At 77.6% G+C, this 17,285-nt stretch carries 11 protein-coding genes; 6 read left to right on the forward strand and 5 right to left on the reverse strand.

Translation table 11 applies throughout. From position 1 onward, the window contains the following. Nucleotides 1–84 precede the first annotated feature (84 nt). Nucleotides 85–657, forward strand: coding sequence for a class I SAM-dependent methyltransferase (locus PHY01_RS10370; protein WP_307723961.1), 573 nt, complete (start codon nt 85–87; stop codon nt 655–657). A 54-nt stretch (nt 658–711) separates the two neighbouring features. Next, a complete protein-coding gene (locus tag PHY01_RS10375) occupies nt 712–2,370 on the forward strand; it encodes a hypothetical protein (protein WP_141278362.1) in 1,659 nt (552 codons plus the stop codon). 73 nt (nt 2,371–2,443) lie between these two features. Here the strand turns inward: PHY01_RS10375 and PHY01_RS27935 are convergent, their stop codons facing one another. Next, nucleotides 2,444–2,569 (reverse strand): hypothetical protein, encoded by a 126-nt coding sequence (locus PHY01_RS27935; protein ID WP_281283618.1) that lies wholly within the window; start codon nt 2,567–2,569, stop codon nt 2,444–2,446. Further along, nucleotides 2,566–3,831, reverse strand: coding sequence for a serine/threonine-protein kinase (locus tag PHY01_RS27940; protein ID WP_218030092.1), 1,266 nt, complete (start codon nt 3,829–3,831; stop codon nt 2,566–2,568). The genes PHY01_RS27935 and PHY01_RS27940 overlap by 4 nt, the downstream gene beginning before the upstream one ends. Before the next feature lie 57 nt (nt 3,832–3,888). Between PHY01_RS27940 and PHY01_RS10385 the strand changes: the two genes are divergently transcribed. After that, a complete protein-coding gene (locus PHY01_RS10385) occupies nt 3,889–4,851 on the forward strand; it encodes an alpha/beta hydrolase (RefSeq protein ID WP_141278363.1) in 963 nt (320 codons plus the stop codon). On the opposite strand, the gene PHY01_RS26880 is transcribed toward PHY01_RS10385, so the two are convergent. From PHY01_RS26880 to PHY01_RS10400, 3 genes are all read right to left on the reverse strand, one after another. Then, entirely contained in the window at nt 4,781–6,289 is a 1,509-nt protein-coding gene (locus tag PHY01_RS26880; protein ID WP_176600840.1) for a serine/threonine-protein kinase, read from the reverse strand. The genes PHY01_RS10385 and PHY01_RS26880 overlap by 71 nt on opposite strands. A gap of 13 nt (nt 6,290–6,302) precedes the next feature. Beyond that, entirely contained in the window at nt 6,303–7,928 is a 1,626-nt protein-coding gene (pgm, locus tag PHY01_RS10395) for a phosphoglucomutase (alpha-D-glucose-1,6-bisphosphate-dependent) (protein ID WP_141278364.1), read from the reverse strand. A 263-nt stretch (nt 7,929–8,191) separates the two neighbouring features. Further along, the gene (locus PHY01_RS10400; RefSeq protein ID WP_141278365.1) at nt 8,192–8,686 is read right to left on the reverse strand and encodes a hypothetical protein; all 495 of its coding nucleotides are present in this window, start codon (nt 8,684–8,686) and stop codon (nt 8,192–8,194) included. A gap of 198 nt (nt 8,687–8,884) precedes the next feature. On the opposite strand from PHY01_RS10400, the gene recC reads away from it, so the two are divergent. The 3 genes from recC to recD are packed head-to-tail and all read left to right on the forward strand — an operon-like array spanning nt 8,885 to nt 17,249. Then, nucleotides 8,885–12,091 carry an exodeoxyribonuclease V subunit gamma gene (gene recC / locus PHY01_RS10405; RefSeq protein WP_141278366.1) on the forward strand — a complete coding sequence of 1,069 codons (3,207 nt, stop codon included), beginning with the start codon at nt 8,885–8,887 and terminating at the stop codon, nt 12,089–12,091. Next, nucleotides 12,088–15,405, forward strand: coding sequence for a UvrD-helicase domain-containing protein (locus tag PHY01_RS10410; RefSeq protein ID WP_170183744.1), 3,318 nt, complete (start codon nt 12,088–12,090; stop codon nt 15,403–15,405). Before recC ends, PHY01_RS10410 begins: the two co-directional genes overlap by 4 nt. Next, a complete protein-coding gene (gene recD, locus PHY01_RS10415; protein ID WP_170183735.1) occupies nt 15,402–17,249 on the forward strand; it encodes an exodeoxyribonuclease V subunit alpha in 1,848 nt (615 codons plus the stop codon). The genes PHY01_RS10410 and recD overlap by 4 nt, the downstream gene beginning before the upstream one ends. The last annotated feature ends 36 nt before the right edge of the window (nt 17,250–17,285 follow it).

A 17,285-nucleotide genomic window follows, 5' to 3' on the forward strand; every position in this document is an offset into this window, starting at 1 on the left:
GGCGCAGGCCGTGGCCCACGCTCGCGGGGTGGCGCGCGCGTCGACCGCACCGGCTGTTCACCCGGGGCCCCTACGGTCCGCGCCGTGCCCCTGCGCGACACCGCCCGCTTCCTGCACGAGTTCGCCCGCGACCCGCTGCACACCGCCGCGCTGGCACCCAGCTCCCCGGCGCTGGCCCGGGCCATGACGGACCCCGTTGCACCCGGCGCGGTGGTGGTCGAGCTCGGGCCGGGCACCGGGGCGTTCACCCGCGCGCTGCAGGACCGGGAGCCCGCGCGGCACCTCGCCGTCGAGCTCAACCCGCGCTGGGCGGAGCTGCTGCGGCGGCGGTACCCGGACGTCGAGGTCGCCCCCGCCGACGCCCGGTCGCTGCCCGCGCTGCTCGCCGAACGCGGCATCACCGGCGTCGACGCCGTGGTCAGCGGCCTGCCGTGGATCGCCTACGCGGACGGGACGCTGCACCGGGTGATCATGGACGCGCTGGCTCCCACGGGCGTGTTCACCCAGTTCGCCTACTCCGCGACGCGCTGGGCGCCGCCCGCCCGGCGGCGGCTCGCGGAGCTCAGGGCGCACTTCGCGCAGGTCGACACGACACCGGTCGTCTGGCGGAACCTGCCGCCCGCCGTGGTCCACCGGGCACGCACGCCGCTGCGCTGAGGAGACACCCACCCCCGTCGATCGGGGCGGGCGGCGGATGCCAGGGTGGGTCGAGTGCGACTCGTATTCGGCCCGGACGACGTGGAGGTCTACGCCGCTGCCCGCGACCGGCTGCGGCTGCGCATCGTCGCCTGGGCGCGGCGGCGGGGCATCGACGTCGAGCCCGCACTGGTCGCGGCGGCGCTGGACCACAAGCACGGCGTCGACGGCAGGCTGGGGCACTGGACGCGCGCCCACGTGGCCGACGCACTGGCCGTCTGGTTCCCCCGCACGGTGGCGCTGCGCGACGACGACCGCGACGCCGTGCCCGTCGCCCTGCACGCGCTGATCGGCTTCCTGGCCGACCACGACTGGCTCGACCCCCGCTCCGCCCCGGCCGCCGAGCTGCACGCGCAGGTCGACGGGTCCACCCCCGCCCTGCACGACGCGCTCGACGACGAGCGCAACCACGACCTCGGCACGTTCTGGGCGGTGCAGATGCTGCGCCACGGCGTGCCGACCGGGGACGCGGCCGCCGTCACCCGGTTCCTGGAGCGGGTCGACCGCGGCGAGCTGGAGATCGACCGGGCCGCGCTCGCGGAGATCACCAGCCGCCAGCGCGTGCCCGAGGAGACCCCGCCGACCCCGCTGCTGCCGGTGCTGCTGCCCGGTGCGGCCCAGCTGCTCGCCGCCGCCGACTCCTCGGTGGCGCTGGCCCGCCTGCGCGCGTTCACCCGCTGGGTGCGGGCCGGTCGGGCGGTCACCCGCGAGGGGCGGCTGCTGCTCGGCGACGCCCGCTCGGTGGCCGAGTCGCTCGACCTCGACCACTTCTCCCGCGGCCGCGCCCGCACCAGCGACGACCTGCCCGAGATCAGCCTGCTGCTGACCTGGGCGCGGCAGGCCCGGCTGGTGCGCACCGTCAACGGGCGGCTGGTGCAGGTCAAGAGCGCGGCGCCGCTGCTGAGCCGGCCGATCGAGATGTGGCGGCGCGCGTTCGACGCCGTCGGGCGGATCGGGGAGCACTTCGGCGGCAGCAACGTCTTCGGCGCGCCGTCGCTGTTCGGGATGAGCCTGGGCGAGGCGCTGCCGATCCTGCTGCACCAGCTCTACGCGGCGGGCGGCGACGCCGTGCCGGTCGAGCGCTTCCACCGGGCGGTGCGCGAGGCGGTCAACCGGCGGATGGGGTGCGTCGTCGACGACCTGGCCGGTGACGTCGAGCAGCGGCTGTGGCGCCGCGACGTCACCGCGCTGCTCGACGCGCTGGAGCTGCTCGGCGCGGTGCACCTGTCGGAGAGCCTCGACACCGACGACCACGAGGAGCTCTCCGAGCTCGCGGGCCGCGACGACCCGGACCCGACCTGGGTCGGGCTGACGCCGATCGGGCTGTGGGCGGTGCACGAGACGCTCGTCGACTCCGGGGTGCACGTGCCGCTGGTCGGCGAGCTGGCCGACGAGGACCTCGAGTACGTGTGCGTGCGGATGGCCCGCGCCCGGCCCGAGGTCGCCGACGCCGAGCTGGCCGCGTGGGTCGCCGCCCGTCCGGGGAGGGCCGCGGCGCACGAGCTCCTGCGGTTCCTGCGCCGGGCGGAGGAACCGGCGCACCGGGAGCTCGCGCTGCGGGCGCTGGCCCGCACCGGCGGCCCGGCGCGCGAGCGCAGCCGCCGCGCGCACCGGCCGGTGGCGACCGGCGCCCAGCCCCGGGTGGAGTGCGACGCGCGGGCCCGCCGGCCGTAGCGCCCCACGCACACGCGCCCGCCCGTCGCAGCCGATGCGGCCGCTGCGACGCACCGGAACCCGTGCGCGGGCCTCAGGCGCGGGTCCGGCGCCGCCACAGCGTCAGGGCCCACAGCGCGTAGACCCCGAGCGTGACGACGACGATCGCCGTGCCCGAGCCGGCCAGGCTCAGGCCCAGCGCCACCAGCACCGCCGTCACGAAGACGACCGGCAGCGCGACGACGACCAGCGTCGTGGTACGCCCGGAGCCCCAGCGGCGCGGGCGCAGGGCTCCGGCGGTGAGGGTGCCGAACAGGGTGCCGCTGAGCGTCCAGAACACCAGGGCGGTGTCGAACGAGACGGTCTCCAGCACCAGGACGTGCGCGAGCGCCCCGAGCACGATCGCCCCGGCCAGTACGGCGCGGGGACGGCGGGGGCGGGCGGCGGCTCCGGGGCGGGGGCGTCGTCCGGGGCCGCGGGGGCGGGCCGGGGCGGGGCGGCGTCCGGAGGCGGGGAGGGGGCGGGCCCGGACCCGGCCGGGCGTGGCGGCCACGAGGCGGGAGGACCGGCGGCGGAGGGGCCGACGGGGCCCGGGGCGGCCGCCGCGGGCCGCGCGGCGGCGGGCGTGGGTATCGTCGCGGCGTCCGGCGCACCGCCGGGCGCGGCGGGGACGGTGTCGAGCGCGGCGCGGGCGTCGGCGGCGAGGTCCCCCGCGGTGGGGTGGCGCGCGGCCGGGTCCTTCGCCATGGCCCGGGCCACCACGGCGTCGAAGGCGGGCGGGGCACCGTGCTCCGAGGGGCGCGGCGGGGCGGCGTGCACGTGGGCGCTCATCAGCGCGGCGGGCTCGCGGTCGGGGAACGGGCGGCGGCCGGTCAGCGACTCGAACAGCAGGCAGCCCAGCGCATAGACGTCGGCGCGGCCGTCGACCTCGAGGCCGCCGAACCGCTCGGGCGCCATGTAGTCCAGCGTGCCGACGGTGGCCCCGCTGGCCGTCAGCGAGCCCCCGGAGGTGGGGCGGGCGATGCCGAAGTCGCCGAGGTAGGCGAAGCGGTCGCGCCGGGTGAGGAACACGTTGGCGGGCTTGACGTCGCGGTGCACCAGTCCTGCCTCGTGCGCCGCGTCCAGCGCGCTCGCCACCTGCCCGATGACCGCGACCGCCGACGCGGGGTCGAGCGGGCCGGTGCCGGCGAGCACGGCCCCGAGATCGTCGCCGTCGACCAGGCGCATCTCCAGGAACAGCTGGCCGTCGATCTCGCCGTGGCGGTGGATCGGTACCACGTGCGGGTCGGTGAGCTGCGCGGCCACCAGCGCCTCGCGGCGGAAGCGCCGCCGGAACTCCGGGTCGGCGGACAGCTCGGCCGTGAGCACCTTGAGGGCGACGGTGCGGGCCAGGTCGGTGTCGAAGGCCCGGAACACCCGGCCCATCCCGCCCTGGCCGAGCATGCCGTCGAGCCGGTAGGGACCGAACATCTCCGACGCCACACGGCCTCCGTCCCCCACTCGGGGCCGAGCCTACCCGCGGCGGTGCATCATGGCCGGATGCCGCGGACCGATCACCGTTTCCCCGTCGACGGCGAGGAGTGCGCGGCCTGGCTGTACCGCCCCGCGTCCGGCGACCCGGTGCCCTGCGTGGTGCTGGCGCACGGGTTCGGCATGACCCGCGCCTGCCGTCTCGACGCCTGGGCGCAGCGGTTCGCCGACGCCGGGTTCGCCGCGCTGGTGTTCGACTACCGCGGCTTCGGCGACTCCGGCGGCCGTCACCGCCAGGTCCTCGACATCGCCGCCCAGCGGGCCGACTGGCGCGCCGCCGTCGCGTACGCCCGGGCCGCAGACGGGATCGACCCCGCCCGCGTCGCCCTGTGGGGCACCTCCTTCAGCGGCGGGCACGTGCTCGCCGTGGCCGCGGGCGACCCGGGGATCGCCGCGGTCGTCGCGCAGGTGCCCTTCGTCGACGGCCCGGCGCTGCTGCACGGCGTGGGCCGCGGTCGCCGCGCACCGGGCGCGGACCGCGTCCGGCACACCGCCCGGCTCGTCACGACGGCCCTGCGCGACGAGGTCCGCGGCCGGCTGGGCCGCGACCCGCTGCTGGTGCCGGTGGCCGGCGAGGTCGGCAGCGGGGCGGTGATCGCCGGGCCGGGCGCCGAGCGGGCGATCCGCCACCTGGTGCCCGAGGGCGTGGCGTGGCGCAACGAGGTGGCCGCGCGGATCGCGCTGCGGGTGCCGTTCGACCGGCCCGGCCGCAGGGCGGCACGGATCGCCTGCCCGCTGCTGGTCGCGGTGTGCGAGCACGACACCGTGACCCCGCCCGGGCCGGCCCTCGCGGTGGCGGCCGCCGCACCGCGCGGCGAGGTGACCCGGCACGGGTTCGACCACTTCGAGGCCTACGTCGGGGCCGGGTTCGAGACGCTGTGCGCCGAGCAGGTGGGCTTCCTCAGCCGGCACCTGGGCGGAACCACAACGACGCCGCCCACAGGCCGTAGACCACCAGCGCCACCACGGTGAACGCGATGCCCGCCGCGGGGTTGCCGGGGGTGTCGCTGGAATACCCGGTGGGCAGCGCGGCGATGACCAGGGCCAGGAACACCACGACCGTCACGACCGGGACGGCGACCACCACCATCGCCACCCGGCGGCCGCCGCTCCAGGCCCGCGGGAACCGGTGGTGGAGGGCCAGCGTGCCGAACACGATGCCGGACAGCCAGGTGAGCACCAGGATCCCGTTGAGCTCGACGGTCGCGAGCACGAGCAGGTGCAGCAGCGCGCCGACCCCGATCCCGATGATCGCGGGCGTCGAGAGCCCCCGGCGCCCGGGCCGCGGCAACGGGCCGGACAGCCCCGCCGGGGCGAGGTACCCGACGCGGTGCACCGAGCCGAGCGCGTCGCCGGAGCGCACGACGGTGCCCGGGCCGACACCCGGCGCCACCAGCTGCCCGGGGCGCGGGTCGGCGACCGTCCGGCTCCGCCCGTCGCGCATCCGGACGACCAGCACGGCGGTGCCCGCGACGTAGGGCTGCCCCGGCGCGACGAGCCAGCGCTCGACCTGGCCGACCCCGTCCGGGACGTCGAGGCGCAGCGGCTCGGTGCCATGCGCGGCAGCCGTCTCCGGTCGCACCGCCCGGGCCGGCCCGGACAGCGCCGCGCGGGCCGCGCCCGCCAGCGCCCCCGCCGTCGGGAATCGCTGCGCCGGGTCCTTGGCCATCCCGCGCGCGACGACGGCGTCGAGCCCGGCAGGCACCGGGCCCAGCATCGACGGCCGCAGCGTCGACGGCCGGGGCGGGGCCAGGTTGAGGTGCGCGTTCATCAGGGCGGGCAGCTCGTCGCCGGCGAACGGCTTGCGGGCCGTCAGCGCCTCGTGCAGCAGGCAGGCCAGCGCGTAGACGTCGGCCCGGGCGTCGACGTCGCGGCCCAGGAACCGCTCGGGGGCCATGTAGTCGAGCGTGCCCAGGGTGGTGCCGGTGGCGGTCAGGGTCGAGGAGGTGGCGTCGCGGGCGATCCCGAAGTCGCCGAGGTAGGCGAACCGGCCCCGCCGCGTCAGGAACACGTTGGCCGGCTTGACGTCGCGGTGCACCAGCCCGGCCTCGTGCGCCGCGTCCAGCGCGCTCGCCACCTGCTCCACCATCCGGACCGCGGCCTCGGCGTCGAGCGGCCCGTCGCGGCGCAGGACGTGGGCGAGGTCGTCGCCGTCGACCAGGCGCATGTCCAGGAACAGCTGGCCGTCGATCTCGCCGTGGCGGTGGATGGGGACGACGTGCGGGTCGGTGAGCTGGCTGGCGACCTTGGCCTCCCGGCGGAAACGCTGCCGGTACTCCGGGTCCGCCGACAGCGCCTCGGGCAGCACCTTGAGCGCGACGGGCCGGTCCTGGTCGGTGTCGAACGCGCGGTAGACGCGGCCCATCCCGCCCTGCCCGAGCAGCCCGTCGAGCCGGTACGGCCCGAACATCTCCCCCACGCCGTCACCCTAGTGCGGCCGTCACCACCTGCTGGGCCTCGCCCTGGATGGCCGCGAGGTGGTCGGCGCCGCGGAAGCTCTCGGCGTAGATCTTGTAGACGTCCTCGGTGCCCGACGGGCGCGCGGCGAACCAGCCGCCGTCGGTGACGACCTTGAGCCCGCCCAGCGCCGCACCGTTGCCGGGCGCCTCGGTGAGCCGCGCGGTGATGGGCTCCCCGGCCAGCTCGGTGGCCGTCACGTCCTGCGCGGAGAGCCTGCCCAGCTTCGCCTTGGCCTCGGGGGTGGTGGCGACGTCGATGCGGGCGTACTCCGGGGCGCCGAACCGGTCGGTGAGCTCGCGGTAGCGCTCGCTCGGCGTCCGCCCGGTCACCGCGAGGATCTCCGAGGCGAGCAGGGCGAGGATGATCCCGTCCTTGTCGGTGGTCCAGACCCCGCCGTCGCGGCGCAGGAACGACGCCCCCGCGCTCTCCTCGCCGCCGAAGCCGAACGAGGCGTCGATCAGGCCGGGCACGAACCACTTGAACCCCACGGGCGTCTCGACGAGTGTGCGGCCCAGGTCGGCGGCCACGCGGTCGATCATCGAGGAGCTGACGGCCGTCTTGCCGATCCCCGCGGCCGCGGGCCAGCCGGGGCGGTGCCCGAACAGGTAGCCGATCGCGACGGCCAGGAAGTGGTTGGGGTTCATCAGGCCGTCGGCGGTGACGATGCCGTGCCGGTCGGCGTCGGCGTCGTTGCCGGTGGAGATCTGGTAGGCGTCACGCTGCGCGACGAGCGAGGCCATCGCGTACGGCGACGAGCAGTCCATCCGGATCTTGCCGTCCCAGTCCAGCGTCATGAACCCGAACCTCGGGTCGACGTCGGGGTTCACGACGGTGAGGTCCAGGTCGTGACGCTCCGCGATCGCCCCCCAGTACGCGACGCTCGCCCCGCCGAGCGGGTCGGCGCCGATGCGGACACCCGCGGAACGGATCGCGTCGAGGTCGAGGACCTGCGGGAGGTCCTCGACGTAGGCGCCGAGGAAGTCGTAGCGGCCGATCGCGTCGCGGTCGAGCGGGCGGCGGCGCACGCCGTCGAGCTTCGCGCGCAGCAGGTCGTTGGCCCGGTCGGCGATCCAGCGGGTGGCGTCGGAGTCGGCCGGACCGCCGTGCGGGGGGTTGTACTTGAAGCCGCCGTCGGCGGGCGGGTTGTGCGAGGGCGTGACGACGACGCCGTCGGCCAGGCCGCTGACCGCCGCGCGGTTGTGGGTGAGGATCGCGTGCGAGACGGCCGGGGTGGGGGTGAAGCCGTCGTCGGCGTCGGCCATGACGTGCACGCCGTTGGCGGTGAACACCTCGACCGCGGTGACCCACGCCGGCTCCGAGAGCGCGTGGGTGTCGCGGCCGATGAACAGCGGCCCGGCGATGCCCTGCCCGGCGCGGTACTCGCAGATCGCCTGGCTGGTGGCGGCGATGTGGTCGTCGTTGAACGTGGTGGACAGCGACGACCCGCGGTGCCCCGACGTCCCGAACGCCACGCGCTCCGCCGGGTTGTCGGGGTCGGGGCGGCGGTCGGCGTAGGCGTCGAGCAGGGCGCCGACGTCGACGAGGTCGTCGGGGCGGGCGGGGGTGCCGGCACGGGGGTGGGTCGACATCGGGCGCTCCTTCACGTGCGGGGTTCGGGGACCACCCTGCCGTGTCGGGGACCGCGGCGCCGTACCGGTGGGCGATCGCACCCGGCCCGCGTCGACCTCGCGCCGGCGGCTCGCGGCTCGTCACTCGCGGCTCGTGGCTCGCCGCAGCGCTGGTGGCTCGTCGCACACGTCGAGGACCGTCGCACAGGGTGCAGCCTGTGCGACCGGCGACGAGCTGTGCGAGGGCGGGCCGGTGACGCCGTCGCCGGCCGGTGCGCGTCGCGTCAGGCGGGGATGCGGCGCTGCTGCGGGATGCGGGCGTGCACCTCGGCCGGGGTGAGCGGGCGGCTGCTGTCGGTGGCCAGGTGGAAGTGGCCGCTGCGCGAGCGACCGCAGAGGTACGAGCGCAACGAGCGGGAGCCGAGCGCCTCCAGCTCGCGGGCGGCGCTCTCGGCGGCCTCGCGCGTGGAGTAGATGACCTTGCCGTCGGTGCCGCGGCCCTGGCGCAGGGCGACGACGCCCGCGATCTCGGCCTGGCTCGGGGTGCAGAACACGGGACGGCCGCTCTTGGTGAGCCGCGCGTGGCGGTGCAGGACCTCGCTGCGGGCCTCGTCCCGGATGCCCGCCGCGGTGCCCGGCTCGACGACCGCGAACGGCACCGGGGTGTGCCGGACGGGCGGGTGCGGGGTGCGCTGGGCGGGGATGTCGCGGGGGCTCGGAACGGCGCGGGGGCCACGCTGGGCGGGGATCGCGGTCCGTCCGGGGATGTCGGCGTGCATCTCGGCCCTCCTCGAAGTCGTGGTGTGTTGTCCACCAGATCGCGTTCAGGACACTCTGCCGTTATCCGCGGGGCACCGGGATCGCTCGATCGTGTCGTCTCTCGCGGACGGTGACCGATCGTGATCGTCGCGGAGCCGCCCCCGGGACTGTCGGACCCCCGCTCTAGCGTGTGCCCATCCGATCGGGAGGGGGTCGCCGTGCTGCACGTCCATCGCGCCGAGCGCGCCGACACCCTCGCGGGCGCACTGGCCGAGGTCCTGCGCACCCCGCTCCCCGACCCGTTCGCCACCGAGGTCGTCGCCGTCCCGGCCCGGGGGGTCGAGCGCTGGCTGGCCCAGCGCCTGTCGCACCGCCTGGGCACCGACACCGGCGGCGGGGTGTGCGCGGGGGTGGCGTTCCCGTCGCCCGGCCGGGTGCTGGCCGACGCCGTGTGCGCGGCGGCCGGCGTCGCCCCCGCCGACGACCCGTGGCACCCCGAACGCGTCGTGTGGCCGCTGCTCGACGAGCTCGACGCCGCCGCCGGTGAGCCCTGGTGCCCCGACCTGCGCGCCCACCCGCGCTGGGCCACCGCCCGGCGCGTCGCCGGGCTGTTCGCCACCTACGCCGAGCACCGCCCCGCCATGGTCGACGGGTGGCGCGACGGTGCCGACGCCCCGGGCGACCTGTCGTGGCAGTCGGAGCTGTGGCGGCGGGTGCGGGCGCGGATCGGCGTCCCGGGCCCCGCCGAACGGCTGCGCACCGCCGCCGACGCGCTGCGCGCCGACCCCTCCCTCGCCGGTCTCCCGGCGCGGTTCTCGCTGTTCGGGCCCACGCGGCTGAGCACCGAGCAGCTCGTCCTGCTCGACGCGCTCGCCGCGCACCGCGAGGTGCACCTGTGGCTGCCGCACCCCTCCCCCGCGCTGTGGGAGGCCGTCGCCCGGCGGGCGCCCGCCGAGGTGCCCACGCGGGCGGCCGACCCCACCGCCGGCGCCGTCGCGCACCCGCTGCTGTCGTCACTGGCGCGTGACGTGCGGGAGCTGCAGGTCCGGCTCGTCGGCGCGGCCCCCGGGTTCACCGACCACCACCACCCGGCCCCCGATCCCCCGCCCACCCAGCTCGGCAGGCTGCAGCGGGCGCTGCGCGACGACGACGTCACCGACGTGGGAGCGGCCGACGGGTCGGTGCAGGTGCACGCCTGCCACGGCGCGCACCGGCAGGTCGAGGTGCTGCGCGAGGTCGTCGTCGGGCTGCTCGCCGCCGACCCCACGCTCGAGCCCCGCGACGTCCTGGTCATGTGCCCCGACATCGAGACCTTCGCCCCGCTGGTCTCCGCGGCGTTCGGCCTGGGCGAGCTGGGCGCCGCCGGGCACCCCGGGCAGCACCTGCGGGTGCGGCTGGCCGACCGCGCGCTGCGCCGGGTCAACCCGCTGCTCGACACCGTCGCCGCGCTGCTGGAGCTGGCCTCCGCCCGGCTCACGGCCTCGCAACTGCTCGACCTGCTGGCCTCCGAGCCGGTCCGCGCCCGCTTCCGGCTCGACGACGACGACATCGTGCGGATCCGCGAGCTGGTCGTGGCCTCCGGGGTGCGGTGGGGCCTCGACGCCGGGCACCGCACCCCGTTCCACCTCGGCGGGTTCGGGCAGAACACCTGGGCGGCCGGGCTCGACCGGCTGCTGCTCGGCGTCACGATGTCGGGCGACTGGCTGGGCACCGCGCTGCCGCTGGACGTGGAGTCCGGCGACGTCGAGCGGGTGGGGCGGCTCGCCGAGTTCGTGCACCGGCTCAGCGGCGTGCTGGCCCGGCTGCGCGCGCCGCAGCCGCTCGCGGACTGGGTCGACGCGCTGACCGCGGGCCTCGACGCGCTCACCGCCACCACCGCCGTCGACGAGTGGCAGACCGGCCAGGCCCGCGGGGAGCTGGCCGAGGCGCTGCGCACCGCGGGCCCGCAGGGGGCCACCACCGCGCTGGGGCCCGCCGACGTCGCGGCCCTGCTCGACGAGCGGCTGCGCGGGCGCCCCAGCCGCGCCGGGTTCCGCACCGGCACCCTGACGGTCGCCACGCTGGTGCCGATGCGCTCGGTGCCGCACCGGGTCGTCTGCCTGCTCGGCCTCGACGACGGCGTGTTCCCCCGCGCGGGGGTCCCCGACGGCGACGACGTGCTCGCCCGCGCGCCGCTGGCCGGGGAGCGCGACGCCCGCAGCGAGGACCGCCAGCTCCTGCTCGACGCCGTGTGCGCGGCCACCGGTCACCTGGTGGTCGTGCACTCCGGGGCCGACGAGCGCACCGGCGCCCGCCGTCCGCCCGCGGTGCCGCTCGGGGAGCTGCTCGACGTGCTGGGCCCCTCGGTGGTCGTCCGGCACCCGCTGCAGCCCTTCGACGCGCGCAACTTCACCGCGGGCGCGCTCGGCGTCGCGCGGCCGTTCAGCTTCGACCGCGCCGAACGGGAGGGTGCACGGGCCGCCGTCGGGGTGAAGGCCCCGCCCGCGGCGTTCCTGGCCGCGCCCCTGCCCGCGCGCGACGAGGCGGTGGTCGCCCTCGAGGACCTCGTGGCGTTCGCCGAGCACCCGGTGCGGGCGTTCCTGCGGCAGCGCGTCGGCCTGTCGCTGTTCACCCGCGACGACGACCCCTCCGACGCCCTGCCCGTGGAGCTCGACGGGCTGGCGCAGTACGCGATCGGCGCCCGGCTGCTCGCCGACCGGCTCGGCGGGCGCGACGTCGCGCACTGCCGGGCCGCCGAGTGGCGCCGGGGCGACCTGCCGCCGGGTCCGCTCGGGGAGTCGCTGCTCACCCGCGTCCTCGACGGGGTGGAGCTGCTCACCGCCGCGGCGCAGCGGCTGCGGGTGGGCGAGCCGTCCTCGCGCGACGTCGACGTCGAGCTCGCCGACGGCACCCGCGTGGTCGGCACGCTCGACGGGCTGCACGACCGCACGCTGCTGCGCGTCGAGTACTCCCGGCTCAAGGCCGCGCAGCGGCTGCGGGCGTGGGTGCGGCTGCTCGCGCTCACCGCGGGCACCGGCGAGGGCTGGCAGGCGGTGAGCCTGGGTCGGTCCACCCGCGACGGGATCGCCAGGGCCACCCTCGCCCCGGTACCGCCCGAGCAGGCCCGCCACGAGCTGTCGCGCCTCGTCGCGCTGCGGCGCGACGGGTTGTGCGAGCCGCTGCCGCTGGCCACGCAGACCGGGGCCGAGTACGCGCGGCGCCGCCTCGGCGGGGCCGATCCCGACATCGCGCTGGTCGACGCGCTGCGCAGCTGGACCGGCGGGATCGGCGAGTGCACCGACGCCGCCCACGAACGGGTCTGGGGTGCGGGGGCCGACCTGCCCCTCGGGGACGGCCGGTCGGGCGGCGAGCCCACGCGGTTCGGCGAGCTGGCGATGGGTCTGTGGACGCCGCTGCTGGCGCACGAGTCGGTGGACTTCCCGTGAGCGCAGTCCTGGCCCCGTCGCCGTTCGTCGTCACCGGACCGCTGCCCACCGGCACCACCGTGCTGGAGGCCAGCGCCGGCACCGGCAAGACGTTCACGATCGCCGCGCTCGCCGCCCGCTACGTCGCCGAGGGCCGGGCCACGCTGCCCGAGCTGATGCTGGTCACCTTCGGCCGCGAGGCCACCACGGAGCTGCGCGAACGCGTGCGCGACCGGCTGGTCTCGGCCCAGCGCGGGCTGGCCGACCCGGCGGCGGCGCGGGCGGGCGACGACGCGGTGCTGGCGCTGCTGGCCGACGCCCCGGAGGCGGAGATCGCGGCCCGCCGCGCCCGGCTCACCCGCGCGCTGGCCGGGTTCGACGCCGCCACGATCGCCACCACCCACCAGTTCTGCCAGCAGATGCTCGCCGGGCTCGGGGTGGCCGGCGACACCGACCCGGCCGCGGAGTTCGTCGAGTCGATCGAGGACCTGATCTCCGAGGTCGTCGACGACTTCTACGTGCGCAAGTACGGCGCCCGCGGGGCGGGCAACCCGGCGTTCGGGCGCGTCGAGGCCGGGAAGCTCGCGCGGGCCGCCGTGCTCGACGGCCAGGCCCGCCTCGAACCCGCCGACGCCCCCGACGGCTCCCCCGCCCAGGTGCGCCACCGGTTCGCCACCGCGGTGCGCGGCGAGGTCGCGCGCCGCAAGCGGGAGCGGCGCCTCTACACCTACGACGACATGCTCACCCGCCTGTCGGCGGCCCTGCGCGACGCCGACGGCACCGCCGCCCGGCGGCTGCGCGCCCGCTACGGCGTGGTGCTGGTCGACGAGTTCCAGGACACCGACCCGGTCCAGTGGCACATCCTGCGCACGGCGTTCCACGGGCACACCACCCTCGTGCTGATCGGCGACCCCAAGCAGGCGATCTACGCCTTCCGGGGCGCCGACGTCGTCAGCTACCTCGACGCCACCACCACCGCCGACCGGCACGCCACGCTGGGCCGCAACCACCGCAGCGACGCCCCGCTGCTGCACGCGCTCGACGCCCTGTTCGACGGCGCCGCGCTCGGCGACGACCGGATCCGGGTGCACCCCGTCGAGGCGGCGCACCCCGCCCCGCGGCTCGCGGGCGCGCCCGTCGACACGCCGCTGCGGATCCGGGTGCTCGGCCGCGACGGGCTGCCGCAGTCCGGGCGGCGCCTCGCGCTGGCCGCACCCGCGCGCGCCCGCGTCGCGCGCGACTGCGCCGCGGAGATCGCGGCCCTGCTGGCGAGCCCGGCCCGGCTCGACGGGCGGCCGGTGCAGCCCGGTGACGTCGCGGTGCTGGTGCGCACCAACGAGCAGGCGTCGGTGGTGCGGGCGGCGCTGACGCGGGTCGGCGTGCCCGCGGTGTCCTCGGGCACGGCGAGCGTGTTCGGCACCCCGGTCGCCGGGGAGTGGCTCACGCTGCTGGAGGCGTGCGCGCAGCCGCGCGCGTTCCGGGTGCGGGCCGCGGCGCTCACCTGCTTCGTCGGCGCCACCGCGGAGCAGCTGTGCGCGCCGGACGCCGACGACCTGCTCGACCGGCTCGGCGGCACCCTGCGCGACTGGGCCGCGGTGCTGCACCGGGGCGGGATCGCGGCGCTGCTCGAGGCCGTCACCGGCACCGCCTGGCAGGGTCGGGGGCTGCCCGAGCGGATCCTCGCCACCGCCGACGGCGAGCGCACCCTCACCGACCTGCGCCACGTCGCCCAGTCCCTGCACGCGGCGGCCGTCGCGCAGCACCTCGGGCCGTCGGCGCTGGTCGACTGGCTGCGCCACCGCATCGCCGACGCCGCGGCCGACGTGGGCGCCGAGCGCAGCAGGCGCCTGGAGTCCGACGCCGCCGCCGTGCAGATCATCACCGTGCACCGCAGCAAGGGGCTGGAGTTCCCGGTCGTGCACGTGCCCTTCGCCTGGGACCGCTTCGTCGGCGACCCGCCGTTCCCGCTGCTGCACGACGAGGGCGGCGCGCGGGTGCTCGACGTCGGCGGCCCCACGGGAGGGTCGTGGGCCGCGCACTGCGCGCGGCACCGCGCGGAGGAGGCGGGCGAGGACCTGCGGCTGCTCTACGTGGCGCTGACCCGCGCCCGCAGCCAGGTCGTCACCTGGTGGGTGCCGGCCACGACCGTCGCGTCCTCGCCGCTGCACCGGGTGCTGTTCGGCCGCGGTTCCGGGGGCACGCTCGCCGAGTCCTACTCGGTGCCCGCCGACCGCGTCGTGCTGGACGCGCTGGGCGCGCTGGCGTCGTCGACCACCGCGGTGGAGGCGGTCGGGCCGGCCGCCGACCCGGTGTTCGCCCCCCGGGAACGGGCCGTCGCGGAGCCCGCGGTCGCGGCGTTCGACCGCGTGCTCGACACCGCGTGGCGGCGCACCTCCTACACCGCGCTCACGGCCACCGCGGGCCACCATGCCCCGGTCGCGCTCACCGAACCCGAGCAGACCGGCACCGACGACGAACCCGAGTTCGACCCGTCCGACGACCCGGTGGGCCCGGCCGAGCCGTCCCCGATGGCCGCGCTGCCGCTCGGGGCGGCGTTCGGCACGCTGGTGCACTCGGTGTTCGAGGCGGCCGACCTCACCGCGCCCGACCTCGCCGCCGAGCTCACCGCGCACGCCGCGGAGCAGCTCGCGTACCGGCCGGTCCCCGGGCTCGACGCCGCGACCCTCGGCGCCGCGCTGCTGCCCTCCGTGCGGACCCCCCTCGGCCCGCTCGCCGACGGGCTGCGGCTGGCCGACATCGCCCCGCGCGACCGCCTCGCCGAGCTCGACTTCGAGCTCCCGCTGGCCGGTGGCGACGACGCGGCGGGCCCCCCGCTCACCCTCGACGCGCTGGTCCCGCTGCTGCGCGCGCACCTGCCCGCCGCCGACCCGCTGCACGCCTACGCCGACGACCTCGCCGCGCTCGACCCGTCCCCGCTGCGCGGCTACCTCACCGGCAGCATCGACGCCGTGCTGCGCCTGCCCTCGGGCCGGTTCGCGATCGTCGACTACAAGACCAACTGGCTCGGCGCCCCGGCCGAGCCGCTCACCGCCGCGCACTACACCCCGGCGCGGCTGGCGACGGCGATGCGCGGGGCCCACTACCCGTTGCAGGCGCTGCTCTACGGGGTGGCGCTGCACCGGTACCTGCGCTGGCGGCTGCCCGGCTACGAGCCGCGCCGGCACCTCGGCGGGGTGCTGTACCTGTTCGTCCGCGGCATGTGCGGGCCCGACACGCCCGTCGTCGACGGGATGCCGTGCGGGGTGTTCGGCTGGGCCCCGCCGCCGGAGCTGACGACCGAGCTGTCCGCGCTGCTGGAACGGGGCACGCCGTGACCGCCGCACCCGGTGTCGAGACCGATCCGCACGACGCGCGGTTCGTCCACGGCGGAGACGGCCTGCTCGCCGCGTTCAACGCGGCCGGCGTGCTCGACGCCGCCGACGTGCACACCGCCGAGCGGGTCGGCGGGCTCGGCGGCGAGCCCGACGAGGCGGTGCTGCTCGCGCTCGCGCTGGCCGTGCGGGCGGTGCGGCTGGGGTCGGTGTGCGTCGACCTCGCCGCGGCCGACCGCACGGTGCTGGGCGAGGGCGACGAGCTCGTCGACGTCTCGGCGCTGCCGTGGCCCGAACCCGGCCCATGGCACGACGCCTGCCTGCGCAGCCCGCTGGTGGCCGACGGCGCACAGGCGCCGGCCGGTCGGCCGCTGCGGATGGTGGCGGGACAGCTCTACCTGGAGCGGTACTGGCGCGAGGAGGAGCTGGTGCGCCTCGCACTGCGCGAGCGGGCCGCCGCCGCGCCGCCGCCGCACGACCTCGACGCCCTGCGCACCGGGCTCGACGCACTGTTCCCCGACCCCCGCGCGCTGCGCCAGCGCCAGGCCGCCGCGGTGGCCTCGCTGCGGCGGGTCACCGTGCTGGCCGGCGGGCCGGGCACCGGCAAGACCACCACCGTCGCCGCGCTGCTGCGGCTGCTGCTCGCGCAGCCCGGCCCGCCGCTGCGGGTCGCCCTGGCCGCACCCACCGGCAAGGCGGCCGCGCGGCTGCAGGAGGCCGTCAGCGGCGACCTGCCCCCGGAGAGCCGCGGGCGGGTCGCCGAGGCGTCCACGCTGCACCGGCTGCTGGGCTGGCGCCCCGGCGGCGGGTCCGGGGTGTTCCGGCACCACCGCGCGCAGCGGCTGCCGTTCGACGTCGTGGTGGTCGACGAGACCTCGATGGTGTCGCTCACGATGATGGCGCGGTTGCTCGACGCCGTCCGCCCGGACGCGCGGCTGGTGCTCGTCGGCGACCCCGACCAGCTCGCGTCGGTGGAGGCCGGTGCGGTGCTGGGCGACCTCGCCCGCGCCGCCGGGCGGCCCGAACCCGCCCTCGACGCCGCCCTGGCCGCGCTGGGCCTGCCCACCGGGGTCGTGCACGGCGTCGTCACCCTCGACCACACCTGGCGCTTCGACGGCGCGATCGCCGACCTGGCCCGCGCGGTCCAGCGGGGCGACGCCGACGCCGCGGTCGCCGTGCTGCGCCGGGGCGACCCGCAGCTCGCCTTCGCCGAGACCGCATCGGGCGCCGCGACCGCCGGGGGCGGCGACACCGACGGGACGAGGGCCGACGTCGTCGCGGCCGGCCGGGCGCTGGCCGACGCGGCGCGGGCGGGCGACGTCGACGCCGCGGTCGCCGGTCTCGACGCCCACCGGGTGCTGTGCGCGCACCGGCGCGGACCCTACGGGGTGGCGCGCTGGACCGCCGACGTCGACCGGTGGCTGCGCGGGCCGGGCCGCGACGCCCGCGAGGCGTGGTACCCGGGCCGCGCGGTGCTCGTCACCACCAACGACTACGACGCGGGCCTGTTCAACGGCGACACCGGCGTCGCCGTCGAGACCCCCGACGGCCTGCGCGTCGCGTTCGCCCGCGGCGGGCCGCCCACGCTGTTCGCCCCGTCACGGCTCTCCGAGGTCACCGGCGTGCACGCGATGACCGTGCACCGCGGGCAGGGCAGCCAGTTCCGGCGGGTCACCGTCGTACTGCCCCCCGCGGAGTCGCCGCTGCTCACCCGGGAGCTGCTCTACACCGCCGTCACCCGGGCCCGGGAGTTCGTGCGGGTCGTCGGGTCGGAGGAGGCCGTCCGGGCCGCGGTGGGCCGCCCGGTCGCCCGCGCGAGCGGGCTGCGGCACCGGCTGGACTCCTGACCCTCACCACCCGGCGGTGCCGATCCCGGGCCCGTC

It is taken from the genome of Pseudonocardia hydrocarbonoxydans (assembly GCF_006539565.1).
Taxonomy (GTDB): domain Bacteria; phylum Actinomycetota; class Actinomycetes; order Mycobacteriales; family Pseudonocardiaceae; genus Pseudonocardia; species Pseudonocardia hydrocarbonoxydans.

Coding starts and splice junctions, on each gene's coding strand:
- PHY01_RS10385 (WP_141278363.1), top strand. CDS start 3,889: ATGCCGCGGACCGATCACCGTTTCCCCGTCGACGGCGAGGAGTGCGCG.
- PHY01_RS10400 (WP_141278365.1), bottom strand. CDS start 8,686: ATGCACGCCGACATCCCCGGACGGACCGCGATCCCCGCCCAGCGTGGC.
- pgm (WP_141278364.1), bottom strand. CDS start 7,928: ATGTCGACCCACCCCCGTGCCGGCACCCCCGCCCGCCCCGACGACCTC.
- PHY01_RS26880 (WP_176600840.1), bottom strand. CDS start 6,289: ATGTTCGGGCCGTACCGGCTCGACGGGCTGCTCGGGCAGGGCGGGATG.